General features: G+C 59.2%; 12 protein-coding genes. All 12 read right to left on the minus strand.

The genetic code is table 11. The features are described from left to right. Positions 1 to 12 precede the first annotated feature (12 nt). The 12 genes from ftsZ to GT756_RS21250 all read right to left on the minus strand — a co-directional run bounded on the left by ftsZ (position 13) and on the right by GT756_RS21250 (position 15085). Positions 13 to 1164 carry a cell division protein FtsZ gene (gene ftsZ / locus GT756_RS21195; RefSeq protein ID WP_002888628.1) on the minus strand — a complete coding sequence of 384 codons (1152 nt, stop codon included), beginning with the start codon at positions 1162 to 1164 and terminating at the stop codon, positions 13 to 15. Between the two features lie 62 nt (positions 1165 to 1226). Then, positions 1227 to 2489: a cell division protein FtsA gene (gene ftsA, locus GT756_RS21200; RefSeq protein ID WP_004204343.1), complete on the minus strand. Its 1263-nt coding sequence runs from the start codon at positions 2487 to 2489 to the stop codon at positions 1227 to 1229. Continuing rightward, complete coding sequence (ftsQ, locus tag GT756_RS21205) at positions 2486 to 3316, minus strand: cell division protein FtsQ (protein WP_004204342.1); 831 nt, start codon at positions 3314 to 3316, stop codon at positions 2486 to 2488. The genes ftsA and ftsQ overlap by 4 nt, the downstream gene beginning before the upstream one ends. Before the next feature lies 1 nt (position 3317). Continuing rightward, positions 3318 to 4238, minus strand: a complete 921-nt coding sequence (locus GT756_RS21210) for a D-alanine--D-alanine ligase (protein WP_087833106.1) — start codon at positions 4236 to 4238, stop codon at positions 3318 to 3320. Continuing rightward, positions 4231 to 5706, minus strand: a complete 1476-nt coding sequence (gene murC / locus GT756_RS21215) for a UDP-N-acetylmuramate--L-alanine ligase (protein ID WP_017901185.1) — start codon at positions 5704 to 5706, stop codon at positions 4231 to 4233. The genes GT756_RS21210 and murC overlap by 8 nt, the downstream gene beginning before the upstream one ends. Before the next feature lie 47 nt (positions 5707 to 5753). Then, positions 5754 to 6824 carry an undecaprenyldiphospho-muramoylpentapeptide beta-N-acetylglucosaminyltransferase gene (gene murG, locus GT756_RS21220; RefSeq protein ID WP_017901186.1) on the minus strand — a complete coding sequence of 357 codons (1071 nt, stop codon included), beginning with the start codon at positions 6822 to 6824 and terminating at the stop codon, positions 5754 to 5756. Further along, positions 6821 to 8095: a cell division protein FtsW gene (gene ftsW / locus GT756_RS21225; protein ID WP_004204337.1), complete on the minus strand. Its 1275-nt coding sequence runs from the start codon at positions 8093 to 8095 to the stop codon at positions 6821 to 6823. Before ftsW ends, murG begins: the two co-directional genes overlap by 4 nt. Next, entirely contained in the window at positions 8095 to 9411 is a 1317-nt protein-coding gene (gene murD / locus GT756_RS21230; protein WP_160125049.1) for a UDP-N-acetylmuramoyl-L-alanine--D-glutamate ligase, read from the minus strand. The genes ftsW and murD overlap by 1 nt, the downstream gene beginning before the upstream one ends. Before the next feature lie 2 nt (positions 9412 to 9413). Further along, complete coding sequence (gene mraY / locus GT756_RS21235; protein ID WP_004204335.1) at positions 9414 to 10496, minus strand: phospho-N-acetylmuramoyl-pentapeptide-transferase; 1083 nt, start codon at positions 10494 to 10496, stop codon at positions 9414 to 9416. Next, the gene (gene murF, locus GT756_RS21240) at positions 10490 to 11848 is read right to left on the minus strand and encodes a UDP-N-acetylmuramoyl-tripeptide--D-alanyl-D-alanine ligase (protein WP_160125050.1); all 1359 of its coding nucleotides are present in this window, start codon (positions 11846 to 11848) and stop codon (positions 10490 to 10492) included. Before murF ends, mraY begins: the two co-directional genes overlap by 7 nt. After that, positions 11845 to 13332: a UDP-N-acetylmuramoyl-L-alanyl-D-glutamate--2,6-diaminopimelate ligase gene (gene murE, locus GT756_RS21245; protein ID WP_017901188.1), complete on the minus strand. Its 1488-nt coding sequence runs from the start codon at positions 13330 to 13332 to the stop codon at positions 11845 to 11847. Before murE ends, murF begins: the two co-directional genes overlap by 4 nt. After that, the gene (locus GT756_RS21250; RefSeq protein ID WP_004204330.1) at positions 13319 to 15085 is read right to left on the minus strand and encodes a peptidoglycan glycosyltransferase FtsI; all 1767 of its coding nucleotides are present in this window, start codon (positions 15083 to 15085) and stop codon (positions 13319 to 13321) included. The genes murE and GT756_RS21250 overlap by 14 nt, the downstream gene beginning before the upstream one ends. Positions 15086 to 15093 lie beyond the last annotated feature (8 nt).

The raw sequence follows: 15093 nt of genomic DNA on the forward strand, positions 1-15093 counted from the left end.
TCCAGTCGATTCTTAATCGGCTTGCTTACGCAGGAAGGCTGGGATATCCAGATAATCCGGCTCTTTCGCGGTTTGCGGCGTATTGTCGTTCACCACTTTTGCCGCCGGCTTCTGCTCTTGCGTCAGCGGGGACATACCGTGCTGCTGGTAGCGATCCATCACCGGCTGTTGAACCTGTTTGTTGGTCACCAGGGTAATTTCCGGACGCTTGTCCATGCCGATACCGGTCGCCACTACGGTGACGCGCAGTTCGTCGTTCATATCCGGGTCCAGAGAGGTACCGATAACCACGGTGGCGTTATCCGAGGCAAATGCGCGGATAGTGTTACCCACGGTTTCGAACTCATCCAGACGCAGGTCGAAGCCCGCGGTGATGTTAACCAGCACGCCGCGCGCACCGGACAGGTCGATATCTTCCAGCAGCGGAGAAGAGATGGCCATTTCAGCCGCTTCTTCCGCACGGTCTTCACCGCTCGCCACGCCGGAGCCCATCATCGCGTAGCCCATTTCAGACATCACGGTACGGACGTCCGCGAAGTCAACATTCATCAGACCCGGACGGGTGATCAGTTCAGCGATACCCTGCACCGCGCCTTTGAGGACGTCGTTTGCCGCGCCGAACGCGTCAAGCAGAGAAATACCGCGGCCAAGTACTTTCAGCAGCTTGTCGTTTGGGATGGTGATCAGTGAGTCAACGTGCTTGGACAGCTCGGTGATCCCCTGCTCAGCAAACGCCATGCGCTTCTTACCTTCAAAATTAAACGGCTTAGTGACCACCGCAACGGTGAGGATCCCCAGATCCTTAGCCACTTCGGCAACAACAGGCGCCGCGCCGGTACCGGTACCGCCGCCCATGCCTGCCGCGATGAACACCATGTCTGCGCCATCAAGGGCCGCACGCAGCGCTTCACGGTCTTCGTCCGCCGCATTACGGCCGACTTCCGGGTTCGCGCCAGCGCCCAGACCTTTGGTAATACCGCTACCGATCTGGATAGTCTGGCCAACAGCCGTTTTACGCAGCGCCTGCGCATCGGTGTTCACCGCGAAGAATTCAACACCCTCAATGCGCTCGCGCACCATGTGTTCAACGGCATTACCGCCGCCGCCACCGACGCCGATGACTTTAATCACCGCGTCGTTGGTCAGTTCCATAGGTTCAAACATAGTTTCTCTCCGTCTTGTGCCTGTCGCCTGAGAACGCTAATTGTCTGCGTTCTCTTAAAAAATTAAAACTCTTTTCGCAGCCAGCTGTTGAGTCGCTTAATCCACGAGCCCACCGACGCCGTCACGCGTTTTTCGACTTCCGCTTCACCACTCAGATGTGACTCTTTTCCGTAGTGCAGCAGCCCCACCGCCGTCGAATAATACGGCTCCTGGGCATAGTCCGTTAAACCGGTGATGTTCAGCGGCGCGCCAATGCGCACCTGGGTATGGAACACGCGCTGCGCACAGGCCGCCAGACCTTCAATTTGCGCCGCGCCGCCGGTTAACACAATCCCCGCCGCCAGATGGTGTTTCACCCCCTGCTGGCGGAGCTGTTCCTGCAGCTGCAGGATCTCTTCATTGACCAGATTAAGCAGTTCGGTATAGCGCGGTTCAATCACCTCAGCCAGTGTCTGACGCTGCAGGCTACGCGGCGGCCGTCCGCCTACGCTCGGTACTTCGACGTTTTCGTCTTTACCGACGATAGAACCCAATGCGCAACCGTGACGAACCTTGATGGCTTCGGCGTCGCTCGGCGGCGTCCCGAAGGCATAGGCGATATCGCTGGTCACCACGTTGCCCGCGTACGGGATCACTTTGGTGTGACGCAGCGCGCCGCCGGTATAGACGGCGATATCCATTGTACCACCGCCAATATCCACCACGCAGACGCCCAGCTCACGTTCGTCTTCTGTTAATACGGAATAACTGGCCGCTAAACCGGCGAAAATAAGTTGGTCAACTTTCAGACCACAACGTTCCACCGCTTTAACAATGTTTTTCGCCATATCGTTATGGCAGGTAATCAGATGCACCTTCGCCTGCATGCGCACGCCGGACAGCCCAACCGGGTTTTTAATCCCTTCCTGGTAGTCAATGGCGTATTCCTGCGGAATCACGTGCAGGACGCGATGCTCATCGCGGACGCGAACCGACTTCGCGGTATGGACCACGTTTTCGACGTCGTCCAGCGTCACTTCTTCTTCCGAAATCGGTACCATCCCGATTTCATTCTGACAGCTTATATGTTTACCCGAAAGAGCCAAATAAACTGATGAAATCTGGCAATCCGCCATCAGTTCGGCCTGGTCGATGGCGCGCTGTACGCATTTCACCACCGACTCGAGGTCGTTCACACCGCCTTTATCCATACCACGCGATGGGCAACTGCCCACGCCGATGATATTAATCATGCCGTCGGGCAGAACTTCCCCTACTAAAGCGGCCACCTTGGCGGTGCCAATCTCCAGTCCAACTACCAGTTTTCTGTCCGTCGCCTTGATCATTGTTGTTCTGCCTGTGCCTGATTCTGTTGTTGATTAGTTTCCTCTGCGGGAGCAGGTACCCAGCCCACTGCCGCACCCGAGTCATAACGCAAATCAACGTAGCTAATCCGTTTGCCGTCGGTCTGCGCCTGCTGCTGAAGAACCGGGTAGAGTTCCATAAAGCGCTGAAGCCGTTTCATGGTGTCGCCACGACCAAGGTTGAGCTTAATGTCATTATTAAGCGTCAACTGCCAGGAGCGACGGGCGGTCATCGCCGCCACTTTCAACGTGAATTTATCCTTTGCCAGCACCTGCCCCATGTCACGATACCCTTGCAGCACTTCGTTCTCGCTGCCTTCCGGGCCGTATAACATCGGTAAATTCTGTTTGCTGGTGCGATCCGCCGGCACGCTGAAGGCATTTCCCTCTGCATCCACCATATGTTGATCATTCCAGCGCGCAATCGGCACATATTCAACCAGATGAATCTTCAATTCATCGGGCCACTGCTTTCGGACGCTCGCCTGCTTAATCCACGGCAGACGTTCAATCTGACTCTGAATGATGTTCACGTCCTGAGTCATAAAGGTGCCCGGCGAACCCAACGCCAGGATCGCCTGGCGGATGTCATCATTGCGCGTATAGTGACGCTCGCCGGTCACCACCATCTTCGACAGCGGTAAACGCTGCGCGTCTTCCATCCAGCCAAGAACCATCCACCCGCTGACCAGCACGGTAAACAGCACCGCCAGCAGGAAAACGATCCCTGCCAGCCGCGTTCCATTACTCCGACGCGAAGAAGAAACGTCCTCTTCATGGTTCCGCGTATTCAGCGCAGCCTGCGACATATCACCCCGCCAGGTCCAGAATTCGTACAACAAGCTGGGAGAAGCTCATTCCTGCCTGACGCGCCGCCATCGGTACGAGGCTATGGCTGGTCATGCCCGGAGAAGTATTCGCTTCCAGCAGATAAAACTGGCCATCGCTGTCCAGCATGACGTCAATACGCCCCCAGCCTTTGCAACCCAGAACATTCCAGGCTTTAAGCACCAGGCTTTGAATGGCTGCCTCACGCGCTGGATCCTCCAATCCTGGGCAGAAATATTGCGTCTCATCAGAGAGATACTTCGCCTCATAATCATAGAAGGTTCCAGCCGTCTGGATACGTATTGACGGTAAAATTTCTTCACCGACGATGGCGACGGTAAATTCCGGCCCACTGAGCCATTTTTCGACTAAAACTTCATCATCATGCTGAAAAGCCAACGCCAGTGCACTCGCTAAATCACAGCTTTCGCTGACTTTCGACATCCCAACGCTGGAGCCTTCGCGGCTGGGCTTGATGATGAGCGGCAGACCCAGCGCCGCAATCTGCTGTTCGACATCAGCAGACAATCCGGCGCTAAACTGGCCGCGGCTCAGCGCCACCCACGGCGCGACCGGTAATCCGGCCCCCTGCCACAGCCATTTGCTGCGCAGTTTATCCATTGAAATCGCCGAAGCCATCACGCCGCTGCCGGTATAAGGCAGCTGGATCAGATCCAGCAGCCCCTGCAGCGTGCCATCTTCCCCGCCGCGGCCGTGGAGGGCAATAAACGCTTTCTTAAAGCCCAGCTTTTTCAACTGGGTAATATCGACATCGCGCGGGTCAACCGGATGGGCATCCACCCCGGCTTCACGCAGCCCGGCCAGCACCGCGGCGCCTGAATTCAGCGACACTTCACGTTCAGCGGAGGTTCCACCGAAAAGCACCGCGATTTTATCAGCCATGGCGCTCCTCCTCCGTTTTTTGCGGGATCAGTTTGATTTCAGCCAGGTGACGGGCGATTTTTCCAATGTTTCCGGCCCCCTGCACCAGCACTAAATCGTTGCCGGTCAGCACCGACGCCAGCATCGCCGCGGCCTGCGTCGGGTCGGACACCAGAATCGGGTCAACTTTACCGCGACCACGGATTGTACGGCACAGCGAGCGGCTGTCGGCACCCGGGATCGGCGCTTCGCCTGCCGGGTAGACATCGAGCATCAGCAGCGCATCGACTTGGGTCAGCACGTTGGCGAAATCATCGTACAGATCGCGAGTACGGGTATAACGGTGCGGCTGGAATACCATGACCAGATTTTTATCCGGCCAGCCGGCACGCGCCGCTTTGATAGTGGCGTCGACTTCCGTCGGGTGGTGGCCATAGTCATCGATCAGCATCGCGCTGCCCGCTTTGCCGTTGACTTCCGTCAGCGGATATTCGCCAAGGAAGTCGAAACGACGGCCGGTACCCTGGAAGCTTTCCAGCGCGCGCAGGATAGCCTGATCGTCAATCCCCTCTTCCGTCGCCACGGCGACCGCCGCCGCCGCGTTCAGCGCGTTATGGCGTCCCGGGGCATTGAGCGTCACCTGCAGCAGTTCTTTATCCTGACGCACCAGGCGGAAATGCCCCTGCGCTCCAACCTGACGGTAGTCTTCTACGCGGACGTCGGCGTCGTCGCTAAAACCGTAGGTGGTGATCTGCCGGCCGACGCGCGGCAGCAGTTCTCGGATCACCGGGTCATCCACACACATCACCGCGCGTCCGTAGAACGGCAGGTTGTGCAGGAAGTTAATAAAGGTCTGCTTCAGATTCTCAAAGTCGCCATGGTAGGTGTCCATGTGGTCGGCTTCGATGTTGGTAACAATGGCCACCATCGGCTGCAGGTGCAGGAACGATGCATCGCTCTCATCCGCTTCCGCAATCAGGTAACGGCTATGGCCGAGGCGCGCATGGACGCCCGCCGCTTTCACCAACCCGCCGTTGACGAAAGTCGGGTCCAGCCCGGCTTCGGCGTAAATACTGGATACCATCGCGGTGGTGGTGGTTTTGCCATGGGTCCCGGCAATGGCGATCCCGTGACGGAAGCGCATCAGCTCCGCCAGCATTTCCGCACGACGGATCACCGGGATACGCGCCTCGTGCGCGGCGACGATTTCCGGGTTATCGGCGGAAATCGCGCTGGAAACTACGACCACGCTGGCATCGCGCACGTTTTCCGGGCGATGGTTGAAATAAATGGTGGCGCCAAGCTGCGACAGCTGCTGGGTCACCGGATTCGGCGCCAGGTCGGAGCCGCTGATCTGATAACCTTCGTTAGCCAACACTTCGGCAATACCGCCCATACCGGCACCGCCGATGCCGACAAAGTGAATGTGCCGGACGCGACGCATCTCGGGCACTATGGAACGCAGTTTTGCCAAATCTTGTGTATTCATTCTTTACGCCATCAACTTCTGTATTCGGGCGGTGAAAATCACCGCAATTAGCGCGCCAAAGCTACGGCGCTGACCTCTTCTGCTACCCGCTCGGTAGCGTCCGGAATCGAAGCGCCACGCGCTCGTTCCGCCATATCCAGCAAGGTTTCCCGATCCCAGCTCGCCAGAGTAGAGGCTACCGCCTCAACCGTGAACGCCGGCTGTTCGAGAATTTTCGCCGCGCCGGCTTTCTCCAGCGGCAGCGCATTCCAGTACTGCTGACGATCTTTGTGCTGGAACGGTACAAACAGCGCCGGTAAGCCCGCAGCCGCGATTTCGCTAACCGTCAGGGCGCCGGAACGGCATACCACAACATCTGCCCAGGCATACGCCGCGGCCATATCATCAATAAATTCCGTCACTTTATGCTGCGGCTGCCCCGCGGCGGCATAGGCCTGCTGTACGGTTTGCTGGCCGCCTTTACCGCTCTGATGCCAGATGGTCACCGTATCGCCGAGCTTCGCCGCCACCTGCGGCATGGTCTGGTTCAGGACGCGCGCGCCCTGAGAGCCACCGACCACCAGCACGCGAATCGGCCCCTGACGGCCTACCAGACGCTGCCCCGGCAGCGGCAGCGCCAGCACATCGGTGCGCACCGGATTCCCGACGACGTCCGCATGCGGAAAGGCGCCGGGAAACGCCTGCATCACTTTCTTCGCAATCTTCGCCAGCCATTTGTTGGTCAGGCCGGCAATGCCGTTTTGTTCGTGGAGGACCACCGGGATCCCCAGCGACCACGCCGCCAGGCCGCCAGGCCCGGACACATAGCCGCCCATGCCCAGCACCACGTCCGGCTGGAAACGCTTCATGATCGCCCGCGCCTGACGCCAGGCGTTGAAGATCCGCACCGGCGCCAGCAGCTGTGCTTTAATCCCTTTGCCACGCAGGCCGGAGATACGGATAAAATCAATCTCGATGCCGTTTTTCGGCACTAAATCCGCTTCCATACGATCGGCGGTACCCAGCCAGCGAACCTGCCAGCCCTGGTCCATTAGATAGTGCGCGACCGCCAGTCCCGGGAACACATGCCCGCCGGTACCGCCCGCCATCACCATCAACCGCTTTTCCTGACCGCTCATCGAACACCCCGTGTAAACGCCTGGGCTTTTTCCAGACGCGTTTCATAATCAATTCGCAACAACAACATGATGGCCGTCGACATAATCAGCAGACTGGAACCACCATAACTGATCAGCGGCAGCGTCAAACCTTTCGTCGGCAGCATCCCCGCCGCCGCCCCGACGTTAACTAACGCCTGGAAGCTAAACCAGATACCAATCGCACAGGCGAGGAAGCCGGAGAAGCGATGATCGATCTCCAGCGCTTTTCGGCCAATCGACATGGCGCGGAAAGCGACGAAGAATACCATTAAAAGCGCCAGTACCACACCGATATAACCGAGTTCTTCGCCGATGATGGCGAAGATAAAGTCAGTGTGCGCTTCCGGCAAATACTCCAGTTTTTGCACCGAGTTGCCGAGTCCCTGCCCCCACATCTCGCCGCGGCCAAAGGCCATCAGCGACTGGGTCAGCTGATAGCCGCTGCCGAACGGGTCTTCCCACGGGTTCCAGAAGGAGGTCACGCGGCGAATACGGTACGGTTCGGCGAGGATCAACAGGACCACCGCCGAGATGCCCATGCCGATAATAGCGATGAACTGCCACAGCTTGGCGCCGGCGAGGAACAGCATCGCCAGCGTGGTGACGAACAGCACCACCACCGTACCGAGGTCAGGCTGCGCCAGCAGCAGGATCGCCAGCACGAAAATCACGCCCATCGGTTTTAAGAAGCCGCGCAGATTGTTGCGCACTTCGTCGGCTTTGCGCACCAGATAGTTGGCGATGTAGCAGAACAGCGACAGCTTGGTGAACTCCGCCGGCTGGATGCGCAGCGGACCGAGGGCGATCCAGCGCGATGCGCCGTTTACCGAGCTACCCACCACCAGCACGATCAGCAGCATGACGATCGAGGCGATCAGCATCGCGGTACTGTGGCGCTGCCAGAAATCCATCGGCAGGCGCAGCGTCACCAGCGCGAGGACAAAGGCCAGCACAATGTACAGGCCGTCACGCTTGGCGAAGAGGAAAGGATCGTTCGCCAGGCGCTGTCCCACCGGCATTGACGCCGAGGTCACCATAATAAAGCCGATCGCCGCCAGGCCGAAGGTCAGCCACAGCAGCATCCGGTCATACATCACCAGACTGTCGTTATCTTTTGGGCGCGAGCCCATCACCCAGCCTTTCAGCGCGGCGAACAGCCAGGCGAAGATAAACATCCCCGGCAGTCGCGGCAGTCTCAACCGAGGCAAGCTCAGCTGCGGCATTCTCAGGCGTGGGAGAGAGAAACGCATCAACCTAACTCCTTCGCCAGGCGGGCAAACATCTCGCCCCGTTGTTCAAAGTTCTTAAACTGATCCAGGCTGGCGCAGGCTGGCGACAGGAGAACCATATCGCCCGCCTTCACCAGGGGCGCTATCTGACGCATCGCCTGCTCCATGGTTTCAGTTTGTACCGCCACCTCAGGACGCAGCTCGGCGAGCTCGGCGCCGTCGCGACCAAAGCAGTACAGACGGATACGATCGCCGCCAAGGTAGCGCTTCAGCGGAGTGAAATCAGCGGACTTGCCGTCGCCGCCCAGCAGCAGATACAGCGTGCCATCAAGCTGCAGGCCGTTCAGCGCCGCCTCGGTACTGCCGACGTTGGTTGCCTTCGAGTCGTTAATCCAGCGCACGCCGTTGTGATCCAACACCAGCTGGAAGCGATGCGCCAGGCCAGTAAAGGTGGTCAGCGCCTTCAGGCTGCTCGCACGCGGCAGACCCGCGGCATCGGCCAGCGCCAGCGCCGCCAGGGCGTTGCTGTAGTTATGCTGACCCGTGATAGACATCTCTTTCACATTGAGGACTTTCTCACCTTTTACGCGCAGCCAGGTCTCGCCCTGCTGACGGTTAAGGTGATAGTCACCGACGTCGATACCAAAGCTGATGCAGCGATCGTCCGCGCCGCGTACCGGCATGGTGAGCGCATCGTCCGCGTTGACCACGCAGGTCTTCGCATTCTCGTAAATCCGCAGCTTCGCCGCGCGATACTGCTGCAGCCCCAGCGGGTAGCGGTCCATATGGTCCTCAGTCACGTTGAGGATGGTTGCCGCCACCGCCTGCAGGCTGGAGGTGGTTTCCAGCTGGAAGCTGGAGAGCTCCAGTACATACAGCTCACGATCGGTATCCAGCAGCATCAGCGCCGGCAGGCCGATATTGCCGCCCACGCCGACGTTAATCCCGGCCGCTTTCGCCATCTCGCCCACCAGGGTGGTGACGGTGCTTTTGCCATTCGAGCCGGTAATGGCGATGATCGGCGCCTGCGCTTCGCGGCAGAACAGTTCGATATCGCCAACGATCTCTACGCCAGCATCTGCCGCCGCACTCAACGAAGGATGGGCCAGCGCGATGCCAGGACTGGCGACAATCAGATCCGCCGCCAGCAGCCAGGTATCATTGAGGCCGCCGACATGGCATTCGACCGATTCAGGCAATTTATCCAGCCCAGGAGGCGCGACGCGGGTGTCCATCACGCGCGGGGTTACGCCGCGCGCCATGAAAAAGTCCACGCATGACAGGCCGGTCATGCCCAGCCCAAAAATGACGACTTTTTTACCCTGATAATCTGCCATGATTAACGTACCTTCAGCGTCGCCAGGCCAATCAGCACCAGCATCAGCGAAATAATCCAGAAGCGCACGATAACGCGCGGCTCCGGCCAGCCTTTCAGTTCATAGTGGTGGTGGATCGGCGCCATGCGGAAGATACGCTGACCGCGCAGCTTAAAGGAGCCAACCTGCAGGATCACCGACAGGGTCTCCACCACGAAAACGCCGCCCATAATCACCAGCAGGAATTCCTGACGCAGCAGCACGGCGATAATACCCAGCGCGCCACCGAGCGCCAGCGAACCGACGTCGCCCATAAAGACCTGCGCCGGGTAGGTGTTAAACCACAGAAAGCCTAGCCCCGCGCCGACGATCGCCGTACAGACGATCACCAGTTCGCCGGCGTGGCGCAGATAAGGAATGTGCAGGTAGTTGGCGAAATTCATGTTACCGGTCGCCCACGCCACCAGCGCAAAACCCGCCGCGACGAAGACGGTGGGCATGATCGCCAGGCCGTCGAGACCGTCGGTCAGGTTAACCGCGTTGCCAGTGCCGACGATCACGAAGTAGGCCAGCAGGATATAGAACAGCCCCAGCTGCGGCATGACGTCTTTAAAGAACGGCACCACCAGCTCGGTCGCCGGGGTGTCTTTCCCCGCCAGATACAGGGCAAAGGCTACCCCAAGGGCAATCACCGACATCCAGAAGTACTTCCAGCGGGCGATCAGACCTTTGGTGTCTTTGCGCACCACTTTACGGTAATCATCAACGAAGCCGATGATGCCGTAGCCGATCAGCACCGTCAGCACGCACCAGACGTACGGGTTGGACGGGTAAGCCCACAGCAGCACCGACACAGTGATCGCGGTGAGGATCATGATCCCCCCCATGGTCGGGGTACCGCGCTTACTGAAATGAGACTCCGGACCGTCGTTACGAACCACCTGGCCGAAGGAGAGTTTTTGCAGACGGGCGATCATGCGCGGGCCCATCCACAGAGAGATGAACAGCGCGGTCAGCAGGCTGACGATGGCGCGAAACGTCAGATACGAAAAGACGTTAAAGCCGGAATAATATTTGACCAAATGTTCGGCCAGCCATACTAACATGTCCCAGTCTCCTGTAATGCGCGTACTACCTCTTCCATGGCGGCACTACGTGAACCCTTCACTAAAATGGTCATTATCTTATGCTCAGCCAGCAGCTCGCGCAGGCGAGCCACCACGGCGGCTTTATCGTTAAAATGTTCGCCCACGCCGCTGGCGCGGCTGATATCCGCGCTCAAGGCGCCGACGCTGAGAACGCGATCCAGCCCTGCCGCTTTCGCCGCTTCGCCGACTTCACGGTGGCAAGCCGCGCTTTCCGCGCCAAGTTCGGCCATATCGCCGACCACCATCGTCTGGAAGCCGGGCATCTCTGACAGGACCTGCACCGCCGCGGTCATCGAACCGACGTTAGCGTTATAGGAGTCATCCAGCAGCAGCTGGCTCTCGGTCAGGCGGATCGGGAACAGACGTCCCGGAACGGCCTGCAGCTGCGCCAGACCGGCTTTCACCGCCGCCAGATCGGCGCCTACCGCCATCGCCAGCGAGGTCGCCGCCAGCGCGTTAGCGATGTTGTGGCGTCCCGGCAGCGGCAGCAGTACATCAACGTTACCGGTTGGAGTCTGCAGCGTAAATTCGGTGCCGTGGCTGGTGATCTGCACGTTAGTCGCAGTGAAATCGCTGTTGGCCGCATTCGGTGAGAAGCGCCACACTTTGCGATCGCCAATCACTGCCTGCCAGTTCAGCCAGTCGTTGTTGTCGGCATTGAGAATGGCGATGCCGTTTTCCGGCAGACCGGTATAGATTTCGCCCTTCGCCTTCGCCACGCCCGCCAGCGAGCCGAAACCTTCAAGGTGCGCGGCGGCAAGGTTGTTGACCAGAGCCGCTTCAGGACGCGTCAGGCTGACGGTCCAGGCGATTTCGCCCTGGTGGTTGGCGCCGAGCTCAATCACCGCGTACTGATGTTCTTTGGTCAGACGCAGCAGAGTCATCGGTACGCCGATATCGTTGTTCAGGTTGCCGGCGGTATACAGCGTGTTGCCGCACTGGCTGAGGATCGCCGCGGTCATCTCTTTGACCGAGGTTTTACCTGACGAGCCGGTTAGGGCGACGACGCGGGTCGGCACCTGCTGACGGACCCAGGCGGCTAACTCGCCGAAAGCCTGCCGGGTATCTTTCACGATCACCTGCGGGAGATCGCAGGCCAGCGGACGGCTCACCAGCAGCGCGCCGGCGCCTGCCGCTTTCGCCTGTTCGGCAAAATCATGGGCGTCGAAACGCTCGCCTTTTAGCGCCACAAACAGGCAGCCCGCTGTGACTTTACGGGTGTCGGTGGTCACCTCGTCGATAGCGATATCGCTACCCTGCCGTTCGCCATGGGCGATCGCGGCGAGCTGGCTTAACGTAAAGCGAATCATGCTACCGCTCCCAGCAGACGCGCAACGGTGACGCGGTCGGAATAATCCAGACGACGGTTACCGACGATCTGGTAATCTTCATGGCCTTTACCCGCCACCAGCACCACGTCGTTCTCCTGCGCCTGCATCACGGCGTTGGTCACCGCTTCCGCACGGCCTTCCATCACTTTTGCATGACCTGCATCGAGCATGCCGGCCAGAATATCGTTGATAATCGCCCGCGGTTCTTCGGTACGCGGGTTGTCGTCAGTGACGACCACGATATCGGCGAACTCTTCTGCAATCGCCCCCATCAGCGGACGCTTGCCTTTGTCACGGTCGCCGCCGCAGCCGAAGACGCACCACAGCTTGCCGCTGCAGTGCAGGCGCGCGGCCTGCAGTGCTTTTTCCAGTGCGTCAGGGGTATGGGCATAATCCACCACCACCGCCGGTTTACCGGGCGCGCTGAACACTTCCATACGGCCGCATACCGGCTGTAAACGCGCCGCAGTTTTCAGCAGATCGGCCAGCGGATAGCCCAGCGCCAGCAGCGTGGCCAGCGCCAACAGGAGGTTGCTAACGTTAAAGGCGCCCATCAGGCGGCTTTCGATTTCACCGTTGCCCCAGCTGGAGTCAAACTGGATGGTGGCGCCGCTGTCGTGATAGTTGACCGCGGTGGCCTTCAGCCAGCGGCCGTGGCAGTTCGGATTGATATGATCTTCCATCGACACCGCCACCGCGTCCGGCAGCTTCGCCAGCCAGCGACGACCGACTTCATCGTCAGCGTTGACGATGGCCTGGCCGCAATGGTGGGTGGAGTACAGCAACCATTTCGCCGCTTCGTAGTGCGCCATGTCGCCATGGTAGTCGAGGTGGTCGCGGCTCAGGTTGGTAAATACCGAGGCGGCAAACTGCAGGGCCGCCACGCGGTGCTGCACCAGCCCGTGGGAAGAGACTTCCATCGCGCCGAAGGTTGCCCCCTGCTCGACCAGGCCGGAAAGCACGTGCTGAACATCGACCGCAGAACCGGTGGTGTTTTCGCTCGGCACCACTTTATCCAGCAGGCCGTTGCCGACGGTCCCCATCACCGCGCTGGTTTCGCCGAGTAGTTTCGCCCATTGCGCCAGAAGCTGGGTGGTGGTGGTTTTGCCGTTGGTACCGGTCACGCCCACCAGACGCAGCTGCTGCGACGGCTGATGATAAAAACGCCCGGCCAGCGCCGATAAGCGTTCGTTAAGCTGGCTCAGGTAGATAACCGGCACGCCGTGCATTTCACGGATCTCACCGTCTTTAGCTTCGCCCTGGGCTTCAGCAATAATGGCAGCCACACCTTGCGCTATCGCCTGCGGGATATAACGACGCCCGTCCGCCTGATGACCCTGTACCGCGATAAAGAGATCGCCGGAAGCAGCCACCCGGCTGTCCAGCGTCATCTCTCGCAGAATGCGCTCCGGTGCGTTTGGCACCCATGGAGCGAGAAGGTCGCGCAAATTACGATCTGCCACCTGTTCCCTCGCCTTGATTAATTACAAATTCACTTTTTTCGCCCGTTGCCAGCGCATCCGGCTCGATGTTCATGGTGCGCAATACGCCGCCCATGATGGCACCGAACACCGGCGCGGAAACGGCGCCACCGTAGTATTTACCTGCCTGCGGGTCGTTGATCACCACCACCAGCGCAAAGCGCGGATGGCTGGCGGGCGCAACGCCTGCGGTGTAAGCAATATATTTGTTGATGTAGCGGCCATCCGGCCCCACTTTTTTCGCCGTACCGGTTTTAATCGCGATGCGATAGCCTTTGATCGCCGCCTTCACGCCGCCGCCGCCAGGCAGCGCCACGCTTTCCATCATATGAACGACGGTACGAACGAGTGATTCCGGGAAGACACGTTCGCCCGGAACCGGTGGATCAACTTTGGTAATCGACAGCGGGCGATAGATGCCGTAGCTGCCAATCGTTGCGTAGACTCGCGCTAACTGTAACGGGGTTACCATTAGCCCGTAGCCGAAAGAAAAGGTGGCCCTCTCTATGTCAGACCACCGTTGTTTTTGAGGATATAAGCCACTGCGTTCTCCGACCAACCCCAAATTGGTCGCCTTTCCAAGCCCAAAACGTGAGTAAGTATCTACTAACGCTGAGGACGGCATCGCTAACGCCAGCTTAGAAACACCGACGTTACTCGACTTCTGTAGTACCCCGGTCAGGGTCAATTCGCTGTAGCGCGCCACGTCTTTAATTTCGTGGCCGTTAATTCGATAAGGCACGGTATTGAGCACGGTATTTTCGTTGACGATACCGCGCTGCAGCGCCGTCATCACCACCATCGGCTTCACCGTCGAACCCGGTTCGAACACGTCGGTGATGGCGCGGTTACGCATGGTGTCTTTCGCCGTGCCGGCAAAGTTGTTTGGGTTGTAGGACGGGCTGTTGGCCATCGCCAGCACTTCGCCGGTGTTCACGTCCACTAACACCGCGCTGCCGGACTCGGCTTTGTTAAAGGCCACGGCGTTGTTCAGCTCACGATAGACGAGCGCCTGCAGACGCTCGTCGATGCTCAGCGCCAGGTTGTGCGCCGCCTGGCTGTCGGTGGAAGAGATGTCTTCAATTACCCGGCCATAGCGGTCTTTACGCACGATACGCTCGCCCGGCTGGCCGGTAAGCCATTTATCAAAGCTCTTTTCGACCCCTTCAATCCCCTGGCTGTCGACGTTGGTAAAGCCGATGAGGTGAGCGGTCACTTCCCCGGAAGGGTAGTAACGACGGGATTCTTCACGTAGATGAATGCCCGGCAGCTTCAGTTTTTTGATGTAGTCGGCCATGTCAGGGTTAACCTGACGCGCCAGATAGATGAAACGCATCCGCGGATTGGTATTGATGCGCGTCGCCAGCTGATCCAGCGGCATATTGAGGGCATCCGCCAGCGCCTTCCAGCGCGTATCCAGGGTTACCCCGCCGGCATCATGAAGTTCTTTTGGATCGGCCCAGATAGCCTTCACCGGCACGCTGACCGCAAGCGGACGACCGGAGCGGTCGGTAATCATCCCGCGCGCGGTGGATACTTCCTGTACGCGCAGAGAACGCATATCGCCCTGGCGCACCAGCATGTCCGGGCTGACTACCTGTAGCCAGGCAACCCGCCCCAGCAGAAAAGCCAGCGCCAGTAGAATACAGCCGCACAGCAACGCAAAACGCCAACTGATAAAGTTGGCCTGTTCTTCCTGACGTTTTGCTTTAGGCGTTTTTGGCGCTGCTTTCATCCGTCGCA

Origin of the sequence: Klebsiella sp. Q2 (genome assembly GCF_009900705.1) — a bacterium.
In the GTDB taxonomy this organism is placed as follows: domain Bacteria; phylum Pseudomonadota; class Gammaproteobacteria; order Enterobacterales; family Enterobacteriaceae; genus Klebsiella; species Klebsiella quasipneumoniae.

Bases quoted from the DNA above. Each gene is read 5' to 3' on its own strand.
- murD (WP_160125049.1), bottom strand. From the start codon at position 9,411: ATGGCAGATTATCAGGGTAAAAAAGTCGTCATTTTTGGGCTGGGCATG.
- ftsW (WP_004204337.1), bottom strand. From the start codon at position 8,095: ATGCGTTTCTCTCTCCCACGCCTGAGAATGCCGCAGCTGAGCTTGCCT.
- ftsZ (WP_002888628.1), bottom strand. From the start codon at position 1,164: ATGTTTGAACCTATGGAACTGACCAACGACGCGGTGATTAAAGTCATC.
- ftsA (WP_004204343.1), bottom strand. From the start codon at position 2,489: ATGATCAAGGCGACGGACAGAAAACTGGTAGTTGGACTGGAGATTGGC.
- GT756_RS21210 (WP_087833106.1), bottom strand. From the start codon at position 4,238: ATGGCTGATAAAATCGCGGTGCTTTTCGGTGGAACCTCCGCTGAACGT.
- murF (WP_160125050.1), bottom strand. From the start codon at position 11,848: ATGATTCGCTTTACGTTAAGCCAGCTCGCCGCGATCGCCCATGGCGAA.
- GT756_RS21250 (WP_004204330.1), bottom strand. From the start codon at position 15,085: ATGAAAGCAGCGCCAAAAACGCCTAAAGCAAAACGTCAGGAAGAACAG.
- ftsQ (WP_004204342.1), bottom strand. From the start codon at position 3,316: ATGTCGCAGGCTGCGCTGAATACGCGGAACCATGAAGAGGACGTTTCT.
- mraY (WP_004204335.1), bottom strand. From the start codon at position 10,496: ATGTTAGTATGGCTGGCCGAACATTTGGTCAAATATTATTCCGGCTTT.
- murC (WP_017901185.1), bottom strand. From the start codon at position 5,706: ATGAATACACAAGATTTGGCAAAACTGCGTTCCATAGTGCCCGAGATG.
- murG (WP_017901186.1), bottom strand. From the start codon at position 6,824: ATGAGCGGTCAGGAAAAGCGGTTGATGGTGATGGCGGGCGGTACCGGC.